The sequence below is a fragment of the Xenorhabdus sp. PB62.4 genome (assembly GCF_014467285.1).
In the GTDB taxonomy this organism is placed as follows: Bacteria; Pseudomonadota; Gammaproteobacteria; order Enterobacterales; family Enterobacteriaceae; genus Xenorhabdus.
In genome coordinates, this window is record NZ_NKHR01000035.1 from 1 (window position 1) to 21,159 (window position 21,159).

General features: G+C 41.4%; 12 protein-coding genes and 1 pseudogene. 12 read left to right on the forward strand and 1 reads right to left on the reverse strand.

Going from position 1 to position 21,159, the window contains the following annotated elements:
* Window positions 1-125: 125 nt before the first annotated feature.
* Window positions 126-1,019 (forward strand): annotated as a pseudogene (locus Xenpb_RS17790) (conjugal transfer protein TraG N-terminal domain-containing protein); the annotation flags it as partial.
* Window positions 1,020-1,079: 60 nt separating this feature from the next.
* On the opposite strand, the gene Xenpb_RS17795 reads toward Xenpb_RS17790, so the two are convergent.
* Window positions 1,080-2,126, reverse strand: a complete 1,047-nt coding sequence (locus Xenpb_RS17795; RefSeq protein WP_187655506.1) for a 3-deoxy-7-phosphoheptulonate synthase — start codon at window positions 2,124-2,126, stop codon at window positions 1,080-1,082.
* A 1,141-nt stretch (window positions 2,127-3,267) separates the two neighbouring features.
* Between Xenpb_RS17795 and Xenpb_RS17800 the strand changes: the two genes are divergently transcribed.
* From Xenpb_RS17800 to Xenpb_RS17850, 11 genes are all read left to right on the forward strand, one after another.
* A complete protein-coding gene (locus Xenpb_RS17800) occupies window positions 3,268-4,419 on the forward strand; it encodes a hypothetical protein (protein WP_187655507.1) in 1,152 nt (383 codons plus the stop codon).
* Window positions 4,416-5,414: an alpha/beta fold hydrolase gene (locus Xenpb_RS17805; RefSeq protein WP_187655508.1), complete on the forward strand. Its 999-nt coding sequence runs from the start codon at window positions 4,416-4,418 to the stop codon at window positions 5,412-5,414. The genes Xenpb_RS17800 and Xenpb_RS17805 overlap by 4 nt, the downstream gene beginning before the upstream one ends.
* On the forward strand, window positions 5,411-6,766 hold the full coding sequence (glyA, locus tag Xenpb_RS17810) for a serine hydroxymethyltransferase (protein ID WP_187655509.1): 1,356 nt from the start codon (window positions 5,411-5,413) through the stop codon (window positions 6,764-6,766). The genes Xenpb_RS17805 and glyA overlap by 4 nt, the downstream gene beginning before the upstream one ends.
* 70 nt (window positions 6,767-6,836) lie before the next feature.
* A complete protein-coding gene (locus Xenpb_RS17815) occupies window positions 6,837-7,538 on the forward strand; it encodes a flavodoxin family protein (protein WP_222943038.1) in 702 nt (233 codons plus the stop codon).
* Window positions 7,539-7,682: 144 nt separating this feature from the next.
* Window positions 7,683-8,810, forward strand: coding sequence for a crosslink repair DNA glycosylase YcaQ family protein (locus Xenpb_RS17820; RefSeq protein WP_187655510.1), 1,128 nt, complete (start codon window positions 7,683-7,685; stop codon window positions 8,808-8,810).
* A gap of 11 nt (window positions 8,811-8,821) precedes the next feature.
* Complete coding sequence (locus Xenpb_RS17825; RefSeq protein ID WP_222943039.1) at window positions 8,822-14,386, forward strand: non-ribosomal peptide synthetase; 5,565 nt, start codon at window positions 8,822-8,824, stop codon at window positions 14,384-14,386.
* Window positions 14,383-15,711: a phenylacetate--CoA ligase family protein gene (locus Xenpb_RS17830; RefSeq protein WP_187655511.1), complete on the forward strand. Its 1,329-nt coding sequence runs from the start codon at window positions 14,383-14,385 to the stop codon at window positions 15,709-15,711. The genes Xenpb_RS17825 and Xenpb_RS17830 overlap by 4 nt, the downstream gene beginning before the upstream one ends.
* Window positions 15,704-17,104 (forward strand): anthranilate synthase component I family protein, encoded by a 1,401-nt coding sequence (locus tag Xenpb_RS17835; protein ID WP_187655512.1) that lies wholly within the window; start codon window positions 15,704-15,706, stop codon window positions 17,102-17,104. The genes Xenpb_RS17830 and Xenpb_RS17835 overlap by 8 nt, the downstream gene beginning before the upstream one ends.
* Window positions 17,101-17,691, forward strand: coding sequence for an aminodeoxychorismate/anthranilate synthase component II (locus Xenpb_RS17840; protein WP_187655513.1), 591 nt, complete (start codon window positions 17,101-17,103; stop codon window positions 17,689-17,691). Before Xenpb_RS17835 ends, Xenpb_RS17840 begins: the two co-directional genes overlap by 4 nt.
* Window positions 17,692-17,767: 76 nt before the next feature.
* Complete coding sequence (locus Xenpb_RS17845; protein ID WP_187655514.1) at window positions 17,768-19,144, forward strand: MFS transporter; 1,377 nt, start codon at window positions 17,768-17,770, stop codon at window positions 19,142-19,144.
* 38 nt (window positions 19,145-19,182) lie between these two features.
* Window positions 19,183-20,457 carry a condensation domain-containing protein gene (locus Xenpb_RS17850; RefSeq protein ID WP_187655515.1) on the forward strand — a complete coding sequence of 425 codons (1,275 nt, stop codon included), beginning with the start codon at window positions 19,183-19,185 and terminating at the stop codon, window positions 20,455-20,457.
* Window positions 20,458-21,159 lie beyond the last annotated feature (702 nt).

Sequence of the window (21,159 nt, forward strand, 5' to 3'; positions counted from 1 at the left end):
AGCACTAACTGTGCTGATTCCAATTTAAATTCGGGGCTGAAACTTCTTTTCATTATGTCACCTGTTGAATTATCGAAGTGAGAATATCACCTCTATAACGGTGACCAAAATCATTGAACCACATCAATATTGACTGGCTGGGCAGTCGCACCTTCTTATCCGGCGATTACCGGACGCTGCAATCCCGAATGCCCAGGGTACTATTTCCGTGGAATGAAAGCCGGGACAGTGGCCGGCCCAATACCGGGCAGGGCGGTTATCCCACCTGTCAGGCCTGGTGGTCAACCCCTAAAACCGGACTGAAGGCCAGGGTATTGGCCGAGGCTGATCCGGGATTGTGGTTGCGTCTGTCGGCAGCCCTCAAAATGCTGGGCAAAGAAACCCGTGAATATCAAGAAGCGGTGATCCGCCGTTTAGTCAGCCCCGTTAACTTGACAATGTCTCAGGACGGCTATGTGTATGCGGGGTATGGCGGCAATGCCGATTTTACGGTCTGGGACAGATCAAATCGAGTGGGGTCTTCTGCGGGGACTCTGCTGGGGGGATTCCTCAGCATGCCGGCGTTTGATGCGGTGCGTCAGGCTTTGCCGATGATACAGGCGGTGATCCTGATGGCGTTGTATATCCTGATCCCGTTGATCCTGCTGTTTGCCACCTATGAATTTAAGACGGTACTCACACTGACGTTCGCCCTGTTTGCGTTGAATTTCCTGACCTTTTGGTGGGAAACTGCCCGCTGGCTGGACAGCTATTTACTGGATGCCCTGTATGGCTCAGACACCCACAGCCTGTTGAATCTGGCGGGATTTCAGAACACCTCGGATGATTTGATTATGGGGCTGGTGATGGGCACGCTGTTTATTGTGTTGCCGATGGTCTGGCTGGGGGCACTGGTCTGGGCGGGTGTGCGGATGGGCGATATGGCGGGCATGATGAGCCAGGGCGTGGGACAGGTCAGGCAGTCTGCCGGCTTGTTCGGGCAAATGGTGATGCAAAAGATGTTGTCGAAGGGAAAGTAACAGCATAAGGGAGCAGATACTATTTATAACCTACCGCGTCTTGTGTGGGAAAAGTTACCTTCACTTTTTTGTAACTTGGTATTTGGTGAGCACCGTCTCATGAAATTTACTAAGTAACGTTATAGTATCTTGCCAGCTCAAACAAGCGTCAGTGATAGATTGCCCATAAACTAAAGGCTTGCTCAACGGTTGATTACCCTCTTTAATAAAGCTCTCAACCATCACTCCTCTTATGGATACAGAGCCTTTTTCTATTTGTTGGCATACAGATTCAGCTACTATTAATTGCTGTTTATGATTTTTCTGACTGTTACCATGGCTCAAATCTATCATAACACTTTGGTTAATACATTGTTTTTTTAGTGTTTCATTAAGCTGTATAATGTCAAGCTCATGATAATTGGGAGCCTTCCCACCCCGAAGAATTATGTGCACATGCTGATTACCTGGTGTAGATACCAGTGATAGTTGACCAAAATTGTTAATGGTACAAGTTACGTGCGAGTGTCTGGCCGTTTTAATGGCATCTATAGCCACTTGAATGTTACCATCGGTGCTATTCTTAAAACCAACAGCATAGGGTAACCCAGATACAAGCTCTCGGTGTGGTTGTGATTCTGTTGTTCTTGCACCTATAGCTGCCCAACTAATTAAATCAGAGTAATAAGGGTATAAATATGGATTGAGAATTTCTGTAGCTGTAGCTATTCCCAGTTGATTGATTTTATAAAGAAGCTCTCGCGAGCGGTATAAACCTTCTGCATAGTGAGCTGAACCATCTAAATTGGGATCAGAAATAAAGCCCTTCCATCCTAACGTTGTTCTAGGTTTTTCTAAGTAGGTTCTCATTACGATAAATAATGAGTCTTGGTATTGTTGCATTATATTTTTTAATCGCCATGCATAATCTAGGCACGCTTCTTCATCATGGACAGAGCAGGGACCAATAATTACTAATAACCGTTCATCTTTTCCCGTTAAAATTTTTTTAATGATTTCTCTGCTATTGTTAATATGTAATATAACTTTATTATTAAGTTTTATTTTATAAAGTAGTTGGTTAGGAATAGGCAAGTTTGGTAAGAATCTAAAATAATGCGAATTCATATATAACCTCTGAAAATATGTTTAGTTAATATCGTTATTGTTGCTTTTATAATATTATTAAATATAAAGTATTGTTAATATTTCCATACGGGATGAAGGTTAAAAATAATTTATCATTTGTGGTATATGAAAACCTACAATGTAATAACCACAGTGGCAGGAGAAATATACTATAACTATATTTATTAAGAATGTTATAGTAAATATTATTTAAATGTAAATTAATTTAATTATGAAAAACAAAAAATGCAACAGATGTCTCAATTAATTTGAGTTATAGACATTGAAAGAAAAAGTTTAATGATAATTTAGAAAAACAACCAAAATATTAATGGTTTTCAATTTGTTAATTGTTTTTCTTTTGTTGTCAAAATTAATTTTTGGTATAAACATGCTAATGATAAATAGTGATTGTTTTTGTGTGGGTAAGTCAATTGCCTTATAACTTTATTCTTTAAAACTGCTTTTAATTTATAGAAATAAGTCTATTAAGATAGTCGTGTTTAGCCTTAATTTTTCTTATTGATTTTTTTAGATATAACGTCTTAGTGTGTTTTCTATATTGTGATTATGATTTAATATATGAGTATTAAAATTAAAAAGTTAAGTGAGCGCAGAGTTCGAGTTGATGTAAATTTATAAATTTAAAAATGTTGTAGTTATAATGTTTATGTATTGTTGAAAAATGCCATGGTATAAAATATAAAGAGAGATTAGATACTATATATGACAGTTGCGAGAAATAATATTGTTTTGAATGGATGCATAAGTCTTGTTTTATACTAAATTTTGAATTTTAATGCTTAATTTTTTAGTGCTTAGATTTTTTATATTGTTTTGATTTTATTATTAATATGGTTAATTCATTATAGAATATACAATGAAATAAATATTTATTAAAAAAGAATAATAACTCTGGTTTTTATATGTATATATAACTTACTGTAATTGCTTGATATGTATTCAGAAAAAAGTTGAGGAGTATTCATTTGTTTACCCATAATGTATGAACACTCTCTATCTATTGAAAGATGAAGCACGCCTCGTTTCTAAGCAAATATAAGAAAGGTAAACACAGTATTAATTTACTGTGAATGTCTTTTCCACTGGTTAATAAGTGGTTTTGAGGAGTGAAGTGAATATGTCAAAAAAAATATTTCCTATTTTATCTGATAGAGAAACCACAGAATGGTTGAGGGTAATGCAAACGTTGACAAATGTTCCCCTAAATCTAAGTGCTGAGGCGAAAGCTGTGGTTGCTCATGCATTTTATTCGGGATTTTTACAAGAAGTATCCACGATCATAAAACTGAAGGGGAGACTCTTGGATAAAGAATTTTTGCGTGAACTTGTGGTCGCTGGATGGGGTGAAAAAATAGAGCAATATATTGATATTAAAGCAATTGAAAGTCATGAGGTAACAGATCATGAAGTCTTGCGGCTGACACAATTAGCAGTTAGATCCGGAACAGTACTATTCGCGATGTACAACGTATTGAGGGGGGATTACCAGCACTGTTGTCTTTCTATACATCATGCGCTTGCGGATGAACATACCCTTATGATCGTTAGTGATCTAGTACAGATGGCATATGCAGGAAAGATAGAGTTAGCGCTACACAATATGAAACAAGGTCGGCAGCTCTATTGTAGTTATGTGGAGCGCCAACTTATGGCAGCAAAAGACGATCATCGAGTACTACTAGAAGAGATATGTGATCATCCAATGATACCTGTGCGGCTGTCAGGAATAGGGAGATTAGCGTGGAATACGCGAGTGGAGCGGATAAGTCTACACCGCATAGTTCAAACTGAGAACATTAATAAGGAACAGCAACTTATAGAAATAGTTCTTGAGGTGCTACGTAATACAACAGATGTGGTACAGGAAGGGAACACGGTATGTTCATCGCGTAGTTGGCGTTTACCACACGAATCAGGGGCTATCGGTATGATGACAGGGCTCTTTGCAATTCCTTTTGGGTGGACAAAATGCACTCCTAGCAAGCTGAAGACCAGCTTAGAGGCTTGTGCGCGATATAGCTCGGTTTTGCGTGAGGTGCTTACATGCTGTCGTGTGTCCGAGTTGTTTATCAATGGAGCCGCATCCCGTGGAATCCCTTCCTCTCAAGTTATAAGTTCTACATTTCCTGTGGGCATAGACATCAAACGAATAAATGCTTCAGAGATTCGATTGGAAATAGAGGGAGCATTTTGTAGTAGGGCTGCAGTAGACGACTTACTCAATGAACTAGCTTATGAACTTTCGGATAGAGAGAAGGAAATAAAATGATTGAAAATATTGAAATAAGTAAAAAAAAACTTGCCGACGAAATAGAGCGGATAGCTACTGTATTTTGTGATGTTCTTAAGATCGAGTCTGTTTCCACAAATGATAATTTCTTCAGACTTGGTGGTGACTCTTTTGATGCTATTCGTGTGGTATCACGGTTAGGGGGAAATTTACAGATCGTATCTCTTTTCGAAAATCCAACTGCAGGAGATTTAGCTAAGTATATCCTCTCTGAATCCATTAATCGTAGTGCGCGGCTTATTCCTCTATACGACGAGAATTCCTCCAATGGATCGATTGTAGTAATTGGAGTTCCATTTGGAGGAGGAGATCCTACAGCATATAAAGATCTATTTCGTGAAAATAGGGATGTGCGTGTATTTGGGGTGGATTTTGGTGATTTTGAAATCGGAGACTCATCAGATTTCTCTACACTGGTTAGTACACTCGTTAATGAGATTGAAAAAATTGATTCTAATCAATTCATTGTTTATGGACATTGTGCTGGCGCAGCACTGGCTGGCTGCCTAGCTTCAGCTACAGCATCTATGGTTACCTCTCTATCTCTTGTGGTTGCGGCATCAAATCCAATGGATGATCCTGATATGGCAATAAGCGAATACGAAAAAACTTCAGACCATACATGGAGCCAATATTTAAGATCTTTAGGTGCGTTTACCGGGCTGATTGATACGGAAATTGATGAGATGTTAATCCGAGGCAGAAGAGATCACTTAATCGCTGCGGAGGCATATAAAACTTTAGCACAGCACCCAGCTCGTGGGATACCCGCACTGGTACTGTTAGGTGATGCAGATCCTGCTACACCTAAGTTCAGTGACACAGTAGAAAAATGGAAAAATTTTATTGATGTTGTTGATTCAAAAAATTTAATCGGCGGTGGGCACTATTTTATGCGTACTCATTCTAGAGAAGTTGCAGACACAGTAATTTCATTTGCAACACGCAATAGAAAAAGAAGGTATACAGAATGATGGTCAATAATGAATTACTCCAAAACCAAGCTAGTCTACTACAAAGAGGTTTGGCGGATTTAGAAATACAAGATAAAGAACTTGCGAAGATCTTAGATGACGAAGTAAGGCGTCAACACCGAACATTGTCACTGGTCGCGTCTTGCTGTGCGGTTACTCCTCGAATTTTGGCAGCGTCAGCTTCTGCATTGGTCAATGTTACGGCAGAGGGAATTCCTGGTCGGCGGTATCATGCAGGATGTGAGAATGTTGATTTAGTCGAATCCTTAGCCATCAGAAGAGCGCAGGAGTTATTTGGTGCTCAATATGCCGGTGTGCAGTCGCATTCAGCATCAAGTGCAAATTATCAGGTGCTTTCAGCTTTACTTGAGCCTGGAGATACTTTGCTAGGAATGAGCCTTGATCATGGGGGGCATCTTACCCACGGTAGCCCCGTTACATTTTCGGGTACATATTACCGAGCAATTGGATATGGTACCACACCAGAAGGGCTTATAGATTATGACGAAGTGAGAAGGTTAGCTCATATCCATCATCCTCGTATAATTATCTGTGGTGCTACCGCTTATTCAAGAATTGTAGATTTTGAGCAGTTCAGAAAAATTGCCGATGAAACAGGAGCAATTTTGCTTGCTGACATTTCGCATATTGCGGGACTTGTTGCAACTGGACGACACCCTAGCCCAATCAATTCCGCACACATAACTACTACTTGTACTCATAAACAACTTGCAGGACCACGCGGTGGTTTGATTATGTCTGGACGTGATGCCAACGAAAAGGTTTTAGGCTTGAAAACAACCTTTGCACGTACTTTGGAACAAGCAGTATTCCCTCGAATGCAGGGAGCCCCAGCTGTCAATATGATTGCTGCGAAAGCAGCAGCTTTTGGCTATGCAATGTCGTCAGAGTTTGACGCTTATATGGAACGAATCCGAATCATAGCTGACACAATAGCAAGCGAATTTCAGAAGCATGGCTATGAAGTTATAGGGGGACGGACTGAGAACCACACAATTCTAATTCGTCTGTATGGTTCTATCACTGGTTCCATTGCTGAATCGGCGTTAGAACAATGTGGAATTATAGTTAACAAGAATCGAGTACCTGGAGAGACTCGTCCTTCATTCGTCACAAGTGGGTTACGTATTGGTACGGGATCCTTGGCACAACGCCATATAGACCAGCTAGGATGCGTTCAACTTGTTGATTTGTTTTGTCGGATATTGAATGCAGTGAAGCCGCTTGATGAGCATAAATTTGTGCTAGACCCCGCTATACATAAAGAGTTTCGTTCAGAGGCCGAGACATTATGCACAATGTATCCTTTAATCAATTACATGGAATATTAAATAACTGGATAACTAATTGATTAATATCTAGAAAATGTTATGTCGGTTATGAATTGGGTTAATGGATACTATGGAAAAGAATATGACGAATAAAATCAGGTATGTCGCTATTAATGGATCAGAGCGAATAGATGGAAACAATACGCAGGCTCTAGAATGGGCAAAACATTATCTGGAAAAGCAAGACATTATTCTAGATGTTTTCTCTTTAGCCAAATTTAAAATTGAACCATGTGGAGCGTGCGGAGACTGTAATTTTCGTAATGAGCCATGCGTACAAAATGATGATGCAGCACATGCAATTCACCTAATGGAAGCTAGTGATGGTGTTATTTTTGCATGTGCAGTGCATGGGTTTGGTGCAACCCCTTTAATGTCTGCTTTTTTAGAGCGTATTGGAACTGGTTTTTTGCGACATAATCGAACACTAACTAATAAGGTGGCTGGGGTAATGGTTACAGGGCGGAGGATGGGACATGTCGAAGTTTACAATCAAATGCTCCAATGTGCGCTCTTGAATCGAATGATTGTAGTTGGGTATGGTTTTCCAGCTATCTTGATGGGCGACAAAAAAGGTGAAGTGCTTAGAGATCAAGAAGGAATGGAGATGCTGCGTCGGATGCTCGACCGAATGGTATCGATGACTCAACTCATACGTGAATACGAACAGCTAACGGGACAAAAAGCATTACAGGTTTTAGAGCCTGGAGAGCGTCATCGTATGAATGAAAATGGTGAATTTTACGTCCCATCAAAGCTCGATATGTACTAGATAATGTTCACATACGGGCAGTATGGGAATGACGTATGCGGATTCTGCCATGTCACTTGTATGAGTTATGGGTATTTGTGCCTTCTTATTCTAATGTGATTTTAAGTGACTAACATCCTCCTAATGAGTGAGGGACACAGAAAAATGAAGCATAGCAAGATTAACTGGGATGGGATACCTAACAATTTTTTATCTGAATGGATTATATCGGAACATTTTGAGCGCTTTAAAGGAGCAACTGTAAAGGAAGTCGCTGAGGCTTATGTTGGTGTATATTCAACTCGTCCAACCAGTTGGCTAGCTTTTTTGACGCGCAATAATAATATTGCGCGAACAAAAGCTATTTCTATGGAAGCTGATCCTGGGTTAGTTCGGATACCAGGAATGCGACGCTCAAAGTTTTTACTCCCACAATCTTTGGCCGCAACGGTATTTAGTGCTACACGTTTGTCTTTGGCCAATCATGAGTGGCGGTTGCGTGATGTCGGCCTTACTTTGGCAGATTATAGGCAAATATTACCTGATCTTACGGAATTCACTACAAGTGCTCCTGTCCGCTTGCAAGATATTGGGAACGCTCTTGGATTAACTGGTTCTCAGGCTCGTGCGTGCGTCTCTGTTGCTACTTACGACGGCGTTTTAATTCGGATCCCTCCTCCAAATATTTGGTCTAACAGGTGGCTATATGCTGCTGCTCCTAGTGAACTGCTCCAAAGCAATGACACATTATTAACTAATGAATGGCTATTGCAGGGCATTGCTGTTCGTTACGTTGAACATTATGGGCCAGTCACAATCGATGACTTAGCTTGGTGGCTATCAGTTTCCAAGGAAAAGTCTCGTTGGCTTATGGAAAACTCTAGGGCGTGCGAGATAGGGGGAGGAATGTGGATAAGTATAACTAGGCAAAAGCTGTTTGAGCATTGTATTTCCAAAACAGCTCAGAAACTAAATACTGATGTGCGTTTTTTGCCTGCTTGGGATCCGTTGGTAATGGGGTATGCCCCTGGTTCAAGACAACGTATTTGTCTCGGGCTTGATCAAGTTGGTGGATACGATGCAGCGGGAAATGGTCTCCCAGTTGTTTTAATGGGAGCACGGGCTGTGGCTACCTGGGGTATGAAAGTTAATGGTTCCAAACGTTCTATTCAGATTGATCTCTCAAATGTTACAGGCAAGGAACAAGAAGATATTCAAAAAGCTGCCTCAATTTGGGCTAACCGAATCGGAGCATTCTACGATCCTAATAACCAAATAATTTACAATGGATAAGGTTGGATGACATGAAGAATGACATGATATTAACAGCACCTGAACTAAATAATAATCGGTTAGATAACAAGAAATTTGGGAAGTTTCCCCGTACTGCTCGGACAATATGGGATGCTTTTGAATGTTGTTCCACTGATCAACCAACATTGGTTGAACGGGTAGAAGAGGAAATTCTTTTACCTGATGGATTTGTTGCATCTGTCGATAGCCTTATTGTTATTGCTGCAATGTTGGGGTCTTTACTCAGCACTGAAGGAAAAATAACTATAGGAATATACTCTGATATTTCAGTAAATTATCTTGAAATTGATACGAATGAGCTATGTGGTGTTGATGATGTTCGTACCTATATTGCAGAGCTGCGTAAAATAACAGAGCTGACACAACCAAATGTTCTACCCCATGCTGCTGATATAGAGGTGGCTGATGGCCAAAATTCTCCACCTTTGGAATCATTAGTATGGCTTGTGGCAAAGAGAGATAAGTGTGTCCTGTCTGTGAGGAAAGATCGGATTGACCAAGCTGCTCGTGAACACTTACGAAAAGTTACACTCTTCGCATGTACACGGGTATTTCATCCTATAGCAATTCCTATGCCTGAGACTCTACCTACACGCCCTCTGTATGAATTAATTCTGCGTAATTCATTGATAGAAAATATATTTAATCACGTGCAGATGAGGCCATTAGCCTTGGCAATCGTGGATGATAATAATGGTAAGACTTTGACTTACGCCGAGCTTTGGAATTCTTCCAGCATGATAATACAGCAGGTGCGTAAGCAGACATCCCTCCAATGTTTACAGCCGAGGATTGCTCTTTTTCTAGAACGGGGTTGGCAACATTTGGCTTCAATTATTGCTGCCCAGAGAATGGGTGGAACTTGTGTATTAATAGATCCTGCTAACCCTAATGATTTGATATGTAACTTTCTTCAGGAATGTCTTCCCGACTCAGTGCTGACTACTGGCAGTATGGTAGAAAGGGCACGCAATCTCACAAGCTGTCCTATATTGGAAATAGGTGAAATAGGTAAAGAAGATATGCAGCTAACACAGATTGACTGGGAATGTGGTAATTGGATTGAAACGACCAATGAGGAGTGCTTCATTTCTGGTACCTCTGGAACGACAGGTCGACCCAAAGCTGTTTGTTTATCCTATCGTGGGATGGCTGCCACACTTGATGCAGTTATTAAATGTGCCGAGCTGGGGGAAAATTCACGAGGAACATGGTTGACATCACCGGGGTATGGAATGGTTGAGGTTGATCCTCTACCAGTGTTATATGCAGGTGGAACAGTATGTATTCCTTCATCTGAAATCTTACAGGATATAAGGCTACTAGCTCTTTGGTTTGTAAAGAACAATGTTACACATACACTAATAATGACATCTATTGCTGAAGCGTTTTGGGCTGGTGAATGGCAAACGAACCTGCACACTATGTTGATTGCTGGTGAGAGATGTAAACAATGGCCTCCTATTAATCTCAGCTACCAAGTATTCAATGTTTATGGTTCCGCAGAAGCTGCGGTGGTTTCGATTGGAAATTTGTCATCTCCTCGGCGTCACACTTTGTTGCCTTCTGTGGGACACGCAGTCGCTGGAGCAAATATGTATGTAGTTGATAATACAGGTCAAGAACTCCCAGCGAATTGTGTTGGAGAATTAGTTATTACCGGAGAAACTCTCTCTGTAGGCTATATCAATATTGAGGATACTAGGAAATCTTTCCATCCGAATATATTCGATGATACTTCAGCATTGCAATATCTCACTGGAGATCGAGCACGGATGAGTTTGGATGGCACCGTCGAAATTTTTGGGCGATTGGATTCGATCGTAAAAATTCGCGGACATAGGATAGATCTAATAGAAATAGAAATTTCTGCTCTTGAAGTCGTTGGAGTAGCAAAAGCTGCCGCAATTTGCTTCACCAACGATACTGGAATAACTCTAGTGCTATTTATTGAACCTGTCTTATACACTACGGGAAGCATGGATGTCATAGATACCGTACGTAAACATCTTAGTAAGAGGTTAAAACCCGCAGCTCAACCGAATCGAATAGTTGTTGATGTGCTACCAATGGGACGAAACGGTAAGGTGGACTATCGCGCTCTGAAGATATCTCCGGCTGAGCCAGATATGACGGATACTATTTTCTCTCCAAGCACGGAAATTGAAAATGTGTTGCGTTCCTGTTGGTTGAATTGGACGGGATGTAATGAGGCAACCCTTGAATCTAATTTCTTTAGCACTGGTGGAGATTCCTTACGAGCGATGAGAATGTTGGGCGAACTTGCTTGTAAGCATGGAATTCATATAGAGATGAGCGCCTTTCTCGAAGAGCCTGTGTTGTCGAATCTTATACGTTTGGGCAACGATTCACGTAACAGCAAGTTACCAACGTTTGAACATCTGCCAGCCGACAAACAGCTACAGTCTTTTACGCTTAATGAAAGTCAGCAAGCTCTGTGGATTGGGCGTGGATCTGACTTCGATTACGGTGGTGTTGGCTGCCAAGGATATTTTGAGTGGGAAGTAGAAGACCTGAAACAAGAAAGATTTGTACGTGCTGTGAGTTTGTTAGTTGACCGCCACCCAATGTTACGAATGACGATTAATGAAAACGGTTATCAGCAAATTGGTGTAGTCAATGGACGTGAGGCAGTCGAATATATAGATCTGAGTGGTCTTCCCGATAGTGAAATAAATGACAAAATTAATCTAATACGTCGCCGTATGGCGGATGATGAAATTGGAACAACGCAATGGCCCTTATTTAAGTTTGTCGTGAGTAAGATTAGCTCGCACTTAAGTAGAGTGCACTTCAGTATTGACATGCTGATCGCTGATGCATGGTCAATATTTCAGGTTATGATTCCTGATTTGATCGACTTATATATTGAGGAAAATCCTCAGTTACCAAAACTTAAAACTTCATTTTTCGACTATATTGCTTATAGGCACAAAGTTATTCAAAGCGAACAATATCGTGCTGATCGAGAATATTGGTTACAAAAAATCGTAGACTTGCCGTCAGCCCCTCAATTACCGCAGCTTGAAATAGGAGAATCTGCTGTCCCCTCAAGATTTGAAAGATATGAAGGTACACTCGAACAAGAATCTTGGGATAGATTAAAAGCCCAAGCTCAAGAACGAAATATTTCACCTTCAGGGGTTGTAGCTTTGGTCTTGTGTGAAGTTCTACGTTGTTGGAGCGAAGAAAATCGGTTTACATTAAATTTCCCTGTCTCAGATCGAATGCCAGTTAGTGATGATATTGATTTAGTTGTTGGAGATTTCACTAACACATTACTTGTTCCTTACGAAACTATCACTGACGATACACTCGAGAAGCGTGGTCAGAAACTACAGAACGCGATCTGGAATGCACTTGATCATAGGCTTTTTACTGGTGTTGAGGTATTACGAGAACTGTCTCGGATACGGAGAAATGGGCGTGCACCATTGATGCCAGTAGTGTTGACAAGCCTTCTTGGTCATCCTGGACGACACGATGTTGCTCGGTTAGGCCAAGAAGTCTTCGGGGTGTCGCAAACTCCGCAAGTGACGCTGGATGTTCAGGTCAGAGAATCAGATAGGGTGTTATATTTCAAGTGGGACTATCTTACAGGCGTTATTCGCCCTGATGTAATTGAAGCTATGTTTGGTGCATTTTGTAAATTACTGCAACAGCTAGCATGTGATTCAGAAATTTGGAAACGTACATGGCTTGACTTACGGCCAGCATCGCAGATTGCTATACGAAATATTGTTAACTCAACACAGAAATCAGTGCCTGAAGTTCACTTGCGAGACTTATTTTTAGATTGTCTTTCAAATCGTGTAAATGAAGCAGCAGTCATAGATGCCCATAGAACATATTCTTGGGGTGAGATAGGCAATGCAGCAGCACAAGTCAATTTTCTAATTAAGAAAGTTTGCTCTCCTAGCGATCGATTTGTCGGGATCGTATTACCTAAAGGAGTGATGCAGTATGTTGCTGCTTATGGATGTTTACTGGCTGGTGTCGGTTATGTTCCTATAGATATTGATCTACCGCTTGAGCGAATAGATGCAATGCTCACACAGTCTGAGGTACAAACTGTAATCTCATCACCAGAGACTATATTATCCCAAGGTATCCATAGGATAGAGTGTACGACTGCAAACCTTAATATTTGGATTCAACAAGATACTGAAACTGCTATTGAACCCATTCGTGAAAACTATGCGCCATATGTGATTTTTACTTCAGGTTCTACTGGTAATCCAAAGGGAGTTGAAATTCCAGAGATCGCAGTGGTCAATCATGTATGCGATGTCGTTGAACGTTTTGGTCTGGATACATCAACCAGGCATCTCGCTACTGCTGCTCTGCATTTCGATATGTCAGTATTTGATATTTTTGGTCCTTTAGTCCATGGCGGCTCAGTCGTGGTGCCTGATCAAGCAGCTGGACCAGATCCTGACACTTGGCTACGATTACATCGTCGCCATAAGGTGACATTTTGGGCATGTGTTCCTGCTATTATGGAACTCGTATGTAGTGTGGCTGAAGTTGCTCGTACTACATATATTATTGAGTCAGTAACCAAAATAGTAATGGCTGGTGATTGGATCCCACTGTCATTATTACCACGAGCAAGAATGCTCTTCCCTTCTGCTCAGATGTTTTCGTGTGGGGGGCCGACAGAGACCACGAATTGGTCAATTATACATGAAATTAATGAATGTGAAGGCAGCATAGTTCGCTCAGTTATTTATGGTATGCCGATGCGAAATTCTGCATATCACATTGTTGCTGACGACTGGATAGATTGTCCGGACTGGGTGCCAGGTGAAATGCTGGTAGAAAGTGACATTTCGTTGGCTCGTGGATATATAGGCCAGACAGAACTTACTCAACGTGCTTTCGCTTATCATCCTAGAACTAGACATCGAATTTATCGTACAGGAGATTTGGGACGCTATTTGCCTAACGGTGAAATTGAAATCCTTGGGCGTATAGATAATCAGATCAAAATTAATGGGCTTAGGATAGAACTTGGAGAAATCGAAAACATAGCTCAATCCTGTGACGGGGTATCCAGAGCGTGTGCAGTGGCATTGCCTGGCCCAGATGGGCGCCCGAAACAGATAGCATTGGCCTATATTGGTACTCCTAACTATGAAACCATTATCAGTGAAGTAATTACACGATATCTACCTACCTATATGATTCCAAAAACTATTAAGCACATGACGAAACTACCTTTATCAAAAAACGGTAAGGTGGATGTAATAGCTTTGCGTAACATACTGAGGGATGACATGAAAGAACCTAATATCAGAAATCAACAGACTATCTTACGAGAAGTTATACGAGTAGTTTCAGTCCAACTTGCCGAACCAGTTGTATTACCTGAAGACAACTTCTTCGATTTAGGAGGTAATTCACTGACTGCGATGAAGATTAAAATCGAATTAGAGTCCAAATTTGAAATTTCAATTCCACTTGAAAGTATTATGTTGACCGAGTCAATTCGCGAATGTGCTGAACAAATTGCAGAAAGGAGTCTGTCATGACCAATAAGCAATTACATCAGGAATGGCTTGAATATGTTACTGCATATTTGAATGGGCAAATAAAACTTCATTGTCTGTATCAAAAAACTGAATTACGAGTACAAGAAATACTGAAATATGTTGCGGATAAATCGCCATTTTATCGCAAACATCTACATAATAAACAAGGCTCTTCAAGTTCATTCAAGATTCTTGACGGTATTCCTTTTACTACCAAAGACGATCTTCGTTCTGCAGGTACTGCTGTCTGCTGTGTCCCATTCAACGAGATAGCTATGTACTATGAAACAACAGGAACCACTGGGCAGCCAACGCCATGCCCACGGGCATCAATTGATGTTGAAACTAGTGGAATCTACGTTCAAAGAGCTATCGAAGAGGTATACCAATCAACTTTCGGTACGATGCAGGCTCTTACTGCTATCATGGGCCCATCAGAACTGTATGCGTTTGGGGATACCTATGGTGAAATTTGCCGGAATCTTGGGATTCCATTTGTACGATTGTGGCCGGAAAGTCCACGAGTTGGTTTGGATAAAGCGTCCAGCCTTATCACTGATCTTGGTGTGCGTTCATTAATTTGCTCTCCGGCAATAGCGCTGGCGTTAGCTCGTCTCTATATAAGTCTTGGAGTCGATCCTAAAAAAACTTCAGTGGAGCAGATTTTTGTTCTTGGAGAATTATGTACACCAGGAATGCTTTCAAATATATCCCATATATGGGATGCGCATTGTACTCATGGCCTATATGGCTCACAAGAAGCTCATGCAATTGCGACGGGTTGTTCAAAAGGTAACTTACATTTTTCAGAGACAAATTATCTTGCAGAAATTATTCCAATCTCTGGATTAGATGGTGATGTAGGTGAATTATGTCTGACGATGCTAGTACCTGGGGCTAAGCCGTTAATTCGGTTTCGTACAGGAGATTTAGCTTATCTTCAGTCACCAGAGGTTTGCAGTTGTGGTAACCACTCCCGTTGCTTGAAAGTATTTGGTCGGATCAATGACGTTATGACACTTGGTGGCCGCTTGATTTTACCCTCATCAATTGAATCTGTTGTTTTAAGGGCAGCTGAGCGGATTTGGGGATACCAGGTTACGGTTTTGGAGACAAATAGCGGATCTGATGAGATAGAGATATCAATGATTGCTCAGATTGAGGGGCGATCAGTTACTCAGGTTCAAAAGCAGATGGAGGAGCTTTTTAATGTTCCAGTTAGGCTACATTTGGTAGATCGGTTGGATCCAAGAACGGAGACTGGTGCCTATGTATCCTGGAAGCATGCTCGCATTCAAGATAAGAGGAATCAACCCTATGATTGAACAGCATCTGAAACATTCGTGGATTGTAGAACAATATGAGATTCCAGGGGCCGCTCCGATAATACAAGTACGGAAGGAACTTCTCAGTTTGTACCCTAACCCAGCTTTGTTCGAAACTGGAACTGGTTTTCAAGCTGTTGATGGTTCACAAACGATGTTCATGATCGACTTACTGTTTGAACTCATATTAGTGAATGATACGTGGAGAATTAGGGGCAATGGCCCTTTTGAGGAGTACATTGCGGCATGTGAATTAGTGGTAAATGACCGCAATAAACCTCTATGGAAACGTTTACGGGAGGTGACACAGATTCTCGCACTGCCGGATGGTTTCCCGTTAATGTTAGTACTAGGGTATAGTGCAGCTCGTTTTGTGGAACACCTACCTGGAATGGGTACTGAGGAAGGAGTACCAGAAGTAGTGATCCGTATCTACCGACACGTTATACGCTACGATGGCACAGGTAATGGTGCGAAAATTGATGTATTGAAGCTTAACCCGGATGAGGTTATAGATACCACAATTTTAGTGGCAGTACTTAACAAACCAAGGGAAGTCCTAACACCTACCAATTCATGGAATTTTGGTGTTATTAGGGACTTAACTGACCGTAGCGCATTTTATTCCGCAGTAGAACGAGCAAAAGAATATATTAGAGCCGGTGATATTTATCAGGTACAACTTTGTCGTCGTGCTGTATCGAATGCAACAATTCCTCCAATAGACTTATATGAACGACTTGCATCAGTTAATCCTGCTCCTTACATGTACTATTTAGATCTTGATAATCAGCACGTAGTATCTTCCAGCCCAGAGCTCATGATCCGTGTTCATGATGGTGTAGCTCAAGTTCGCCCTATAGCTGGAACTATGGCCCGGGAAGATATGAAAGGCAATCAGCTGGATCAGATTCCTAAAGAAACGGCTGAACACCTGATGCTTGTGGATCTAGCACGTAACGACTTAGTTCGTTGCGCGATTCCTGGCGGAGTTAAGGTAACTTCGTTTATGAAAGAAGATGTCTATGGCTCACTTCTCCATTTGGTTTCTACAATTGAAACTAAGGTTCGTAATAATTGTGATATATGGGACTTGATTGTAGCAAATTTCCCTGCTGGAACAATGACGGGGGCACCTAAAATTCGAGCAATGGAAATTATTATGGAGTTAGAAGGAATGCCACGCGGATTGTTCACTGGATGTGCGGGATACCTTATGGGAGAAAAATGCGGAGTTCTTGCTTTGACGATACGAACAATTATTGGAAATTCTGGCTGTTATGTATTGCAGTCTGCTGCGGGTATTGTTGCTGATTCGCAAGCCTCAGCTGAATGGGAGGAAACTGGTGCGAAGATCAAATCATTTGCTCGAGCAATGGGGGAAGGGGTATGAAAGTATTATTAGTGGATGCTTTCGACAGTTTTGTATTTGTTATTGAGCAGTACTACTCCATGGTTGGGGTACAGACGCAAGTGGTGCGTGTTAATGATGATCCAATAGGTAAGTATCAAAAATGGAAGCCACAACTTTTGGTCTTAGGACCGGGTCCCGGAACTCCTCAAGAGCAGGGTTATCCTGAAATAATTCGTGCAGTGGGTGAAGATCAGGCCATATTTGGGGTTTGTTTAGGCCACCAAGCAATTGGGGAATATTTTGGTTGGAAGCTTACACGAGCACCTACTGTGAAACATGGTAAGTATTCACAGGTGCAACACGATGGTCAAGGTATTTTTCGTGATATCCCATCACCTGTTAATGTTGTGCGTTACCATTCACTATCTATCATTAATTCTGGAATTGAAAATGAATTAGTGGCGACTGCATATACTAAAGGAGAGGCGGTGAACATGGCTGTGCGTCATCGCATTCGTCCCATCGAAAGTGTGCAGTTTCATCCCGAAAGTATAGGAACGGAGTATGGACTCAAAATGATTCAAAATTCATTAGCTTTAGTTAATCGTAAGGTCATGCAGTACTAATCCTAAAAACAAATGGGGCGTATTAACCGGAATAGAACCAGCTTTAATTGAATCCCAAAATTTAGAGGAAGGAACTATGGATACTGTAAGCAAGAAGAAATGGCAAGCGCTGGGTGTCGTTTCTATTATTCAGTTAATATTACTGCTTGATGCCACCGTAGTAAATGTAGCACTACCACGGATTAAGTACGATCTAGGGCTTACAGATGGATCTCTGACTTGGATTGTAAACGCGTATCTCATCACTGCTGGCTCGTTACTATTACTTGGAGGGCGGATAGGCGATGCCTATGGGGTATTGCGTACATTCCAAGTAGGTCTTGCAATCTTCGGGGGAAGTTCTCTTGTGGCTACGATCGCCCCTAACGCTACTATCTTAATCATGGGTCGTGCTGGACAAGGGGTTGGTGAAGCTTTAGCTTCGGCGACTGGCTTAGCGATGATATCCTTGCTATTCCCTTCGGGACCTGATCGCGGTAAAGCATTTTCAGTCTGGGCTGCTCTTGGTGGACTTGGCTCAATAATTGGGGTTCTGCTATCTGGTGTAATCACAGAGCAGCTCTCATGGCGCTGGGTCTTTGGAATTAATGTACCGATTGTATTGATCCTAGCTATAGCTACAGTATTAGTGATACCAAAATTTTCTAATCAAAGATCTACTCGGTTGGATCTTAGTAATGCTCTGATGTTAGCGGTTGCAGTGTGTATAACAGTGCTTGGTCTGATTGGATCTGGCATCGAACAGCTTTTATGGCTCCGAATTATGCTGTTCTTATTGGGCTTGTTCGGTGTTACCGCAGTGTTAAGGCGTTGTAAGCATTCTGATAATAGCATCATTCCTGCCCGACTAATGACCAGATCGCCACGATTAACAGGGTACGCTATTATTGCAATTCAAGCGGGAACATCTGGTGCTGTTTTTTATCTCGGTGTTCTGTTGCTGCAAGATTATATTGGGATGACTCCTTTGCAAACAGGCCTCGCTTGGTTGCCATTCTGTTTTGGCTTCTTCCCAGGAATTTTTCTCTCTCAACTCATGACTCAAAAGTGGAATTCTCAGATTGCGGCTGTTTTTGGTCTATCTATCTCTGCTTTTGGTTTCGTATTGTTTGCAATCGGGATACCTGTGCAAAACTACTGGATCGGAATGATGCCAGCGATGCTTGTCACGTCTGTTGGTTTTGGTTGTGTTGCTCCGGTTGCACAATCTCTCGCAACTACGGGGCTTTCTGAATCTGATGCTGGAGCTGGATCAGGCATAGCAACAACAATTCAACAGTTGTTTCAGGTAGGAGGAATGACACTTCTAGTCGCTGTTGCTATTAGTTTTACGGATGGGGTTGGGATTTCGACGATTGAATCTAACGGTTTCATAGCTGCATTTGTTTTATCTGCAATGATTTTTATTGGTGGGGCAGTTCTTATTGGGATTAGGCGTAATGCATTAGTCTAGATATAGAAAACACTGAAATTAAACATTTGGGGCCTTCTATGTACCAGAACTATCTAATTTCATCTGTGGATGAACTTCCTATAGTAGTACCTAGTACGGTAAGCCTACGTGAAAAATGGATCGGAGCAATGTTAGATAAAACGGGGAGAGCTTATTCCGGGGCGTTACGACTCGATTTTTCTCCAGGATGTGTGCCAGAGCGAGTATTTAATGCAGTTGTTGATACATTAATACGGCATCCCGTTTTAGCTGCTCAATTTGATATTGAAGGTGATGACCTTATTGGTCACGCTCCAAACAAAACTAAATTACGTAATGCTCTCTGGGAACGCTTGAATTATAAGCATACAGACATAACGGATGAGGTATTCCTGGCTCACCAAGCAAGTAGAGCTAGTGAACCCGGACTCAGAATAGCATCAGTTATTGATGATACTGGGATTCACGTGTGGATAGGATTTTGGACTTATACCTGCGATGGTGCATCAATTGATTTGTTAATTGAAGACATAGTTCAATGTTATCGTGATAAGTCTGGAATATCTAAATGCTGGATAGAATATGCCCATATGGTGAACACTCGTGTATCAAAACAAGTGATAAGTTTACAGGAACGAGTTGAGGTTTATCCAGAACAGGGGCCGTATGGCCTTGATGCGATCCGAGAAACTCCGAATGGCTCGGTAGGAGTTATGCAGAGTGTAAGGTTTAGCACTTCTGTATTGCGTAGTAGTGTTTTGGTCTATGCAAGGGCTTGTCGTATCACTCCATTTGTATTGTTATTCTCTATTTTCCAACGTGCAATCAGTATGATCAGTGGAGTTGCTACTGTTGTCACAGGAGTTCCGTTTATCAACCGAAAGAATTCCGATGAGTTCACCGTTGTTGGCCCTTTGTCGAACACTGTTCCGATCACGACTCATCATATGCCAGGTGAATTGCTACCAAGTATGTTTAATCGACTGCAACGTGACGTAATCAAAGCATCTGCTCGTCAGGACATAGAACCGGCTGCTTTGTATCCCGATGGTATTTCACCTCGAACTGTAGCCTATGAACTTCCTTTCCCTCAACTGTTTAATGCCTGGAACTCACGGTGTGACGGTACACGAATACCTCTAGGAAATAGTGAATGGATGAATCTTCAGTTGCTACCAAATGGTACTTGCCGAGCAGGTTTTGAAATTACTTTAGATGAACACTCTGAATATATATCGGGGAGAATAGATATGGATGTTAATGCTTATGGCATGTGTGTAGAACAGGTAATAAAACAGATGATTGAGGATTTAGAGAGTATTAGTTTGGGTTAGATACTGTAATCAATTGTATCCTTTTGGCAAACTAAGAGTGATTTTTTCTTTCTTGCACGTGACTCCACGTCTTTTTATTACCGTTGAGCCCCTATTTACCCAAGCCGAGTGATTGGCACTTTTTGAGCAGTAGAACTGTAAGTGTTAACAAATAGTCACCTTGCTTTCTACCATTTTCCATAGCAGGAGTTTATCCAGCCCATAGGGTGGCTGAAATAATTCACCTAGGCAAGTCATGAGATAAGAATCCCAGACATTCTACAAGCTTGTTAAGATTATGAGCAGACGGAAGTTATTTTCATCAAAAAAATGATGGCCCGTTCCTCCACAACATATTATCGAACAAAAATTTGACCCTGCTCAACTCAACCGATAATGTATTAACTTGTTACTACAAAGATCCCTCGCCTGCAAGGATCAACCTTCGGGTGGCGAAACAAATCTATGGTCTTCCCCGTTTTTGCAACACTCATTTTGATGTATGGTTGGCTTGCTTAAATCTATCCGGCGTCTCTATGAGTATGGATACCCGCGCCACGATGAGTTCTGCGCCTGATGAACCTTAAAAACTCCCCGGCTTCAATGAGCCATTTTGTTTCTTAGGTTATTCATCAGGCCGATTGGCCGTTCATGTCATCAATAATCAGTCTTCGCAAAACCAGATAGGTAACGTGTATTTCACTGTTTAATCATCAAGTTATT

Coding starts and splice junctions, on each gene's coding strand:
- glyA (WP_187655509.1), top strand. CDS start 5,411: ATGATGGTCAATAATGAATTACTCCAAAACCAAGCTAGTCTACTACAA.
- Xenpb_RS17800 (WP_187655507.1), top strand. CDS start 3,268: ATGTCAAAAAAAATATTTCCTATTTTATCTGATAGAGAAACCACAGAA.
- Xenpb_RS17830 (WP_187655511.1), top strand. CDS start 14,383: ATGACCAATAAGCAATTACATCAGGAATGGCTTGAATATGTTACTGCA.
- Xenpb_RS17820 (WP_187655510.1), top strand. CDS start 7,683: ATGAAGCATAGCAAGATTAACTGGGATGGGATACCTAACAATTTTTTA.
- Xenpb_RS17850 (WP_187655515.1), top strand. CDS start 19,183: ATGTACCAGAACTATCTAATTTCATCTGTGGATGAACTTCCTATAGTA.
- Xenpb_RS17825 (WP_222943039.1), top strand. CDS start 8,822: ATGAAGAATGACATGATATTAACAGCACCTGAACTAAATAATAATCGG.
- Xenpb_RS17840 (WP_187655513.1), top strand. CDS start 17,101: ATGAAAGTATTATTAGTGGATGCTTTCGACAGTTTTGTATTTGTTATT.
- Xenpb_RS17835 (WP_187655512.1), top strand. CDS start 15,704: ATGATTGAACAGCATCTGAAACATTCGTGGATTGTAGAACAATATGAG.
- Xenpb_RS17845 (WP_187655514.1), top strand. CDS start 17,768: ATGGATACTGTAAGCAAGAAGAAATGGCAAGCGCTGGGTGTCGTTTCT.
- Xenpb_RS17805 (WP_187655508.1), top strand. CDS start 4,416: ATGATTGAAAATATTGAAATAAGTAAAAAAAAACTTGCCGACGAAATA.
- Xenpb_RS17795 (WP_187655506.1), bottom strand. CDS start 2,126: ATGAATTCGCATTATTTTAGATTCTTACCAAACTTGCCTATTCCTAAC.
- Xenpb_RS17815 (WP_222943038.1), top strand. CDS start 6,837: ATGGAAAAGAATATGACGAATAAAATCAGGTATGTCGCTATTAATGGA.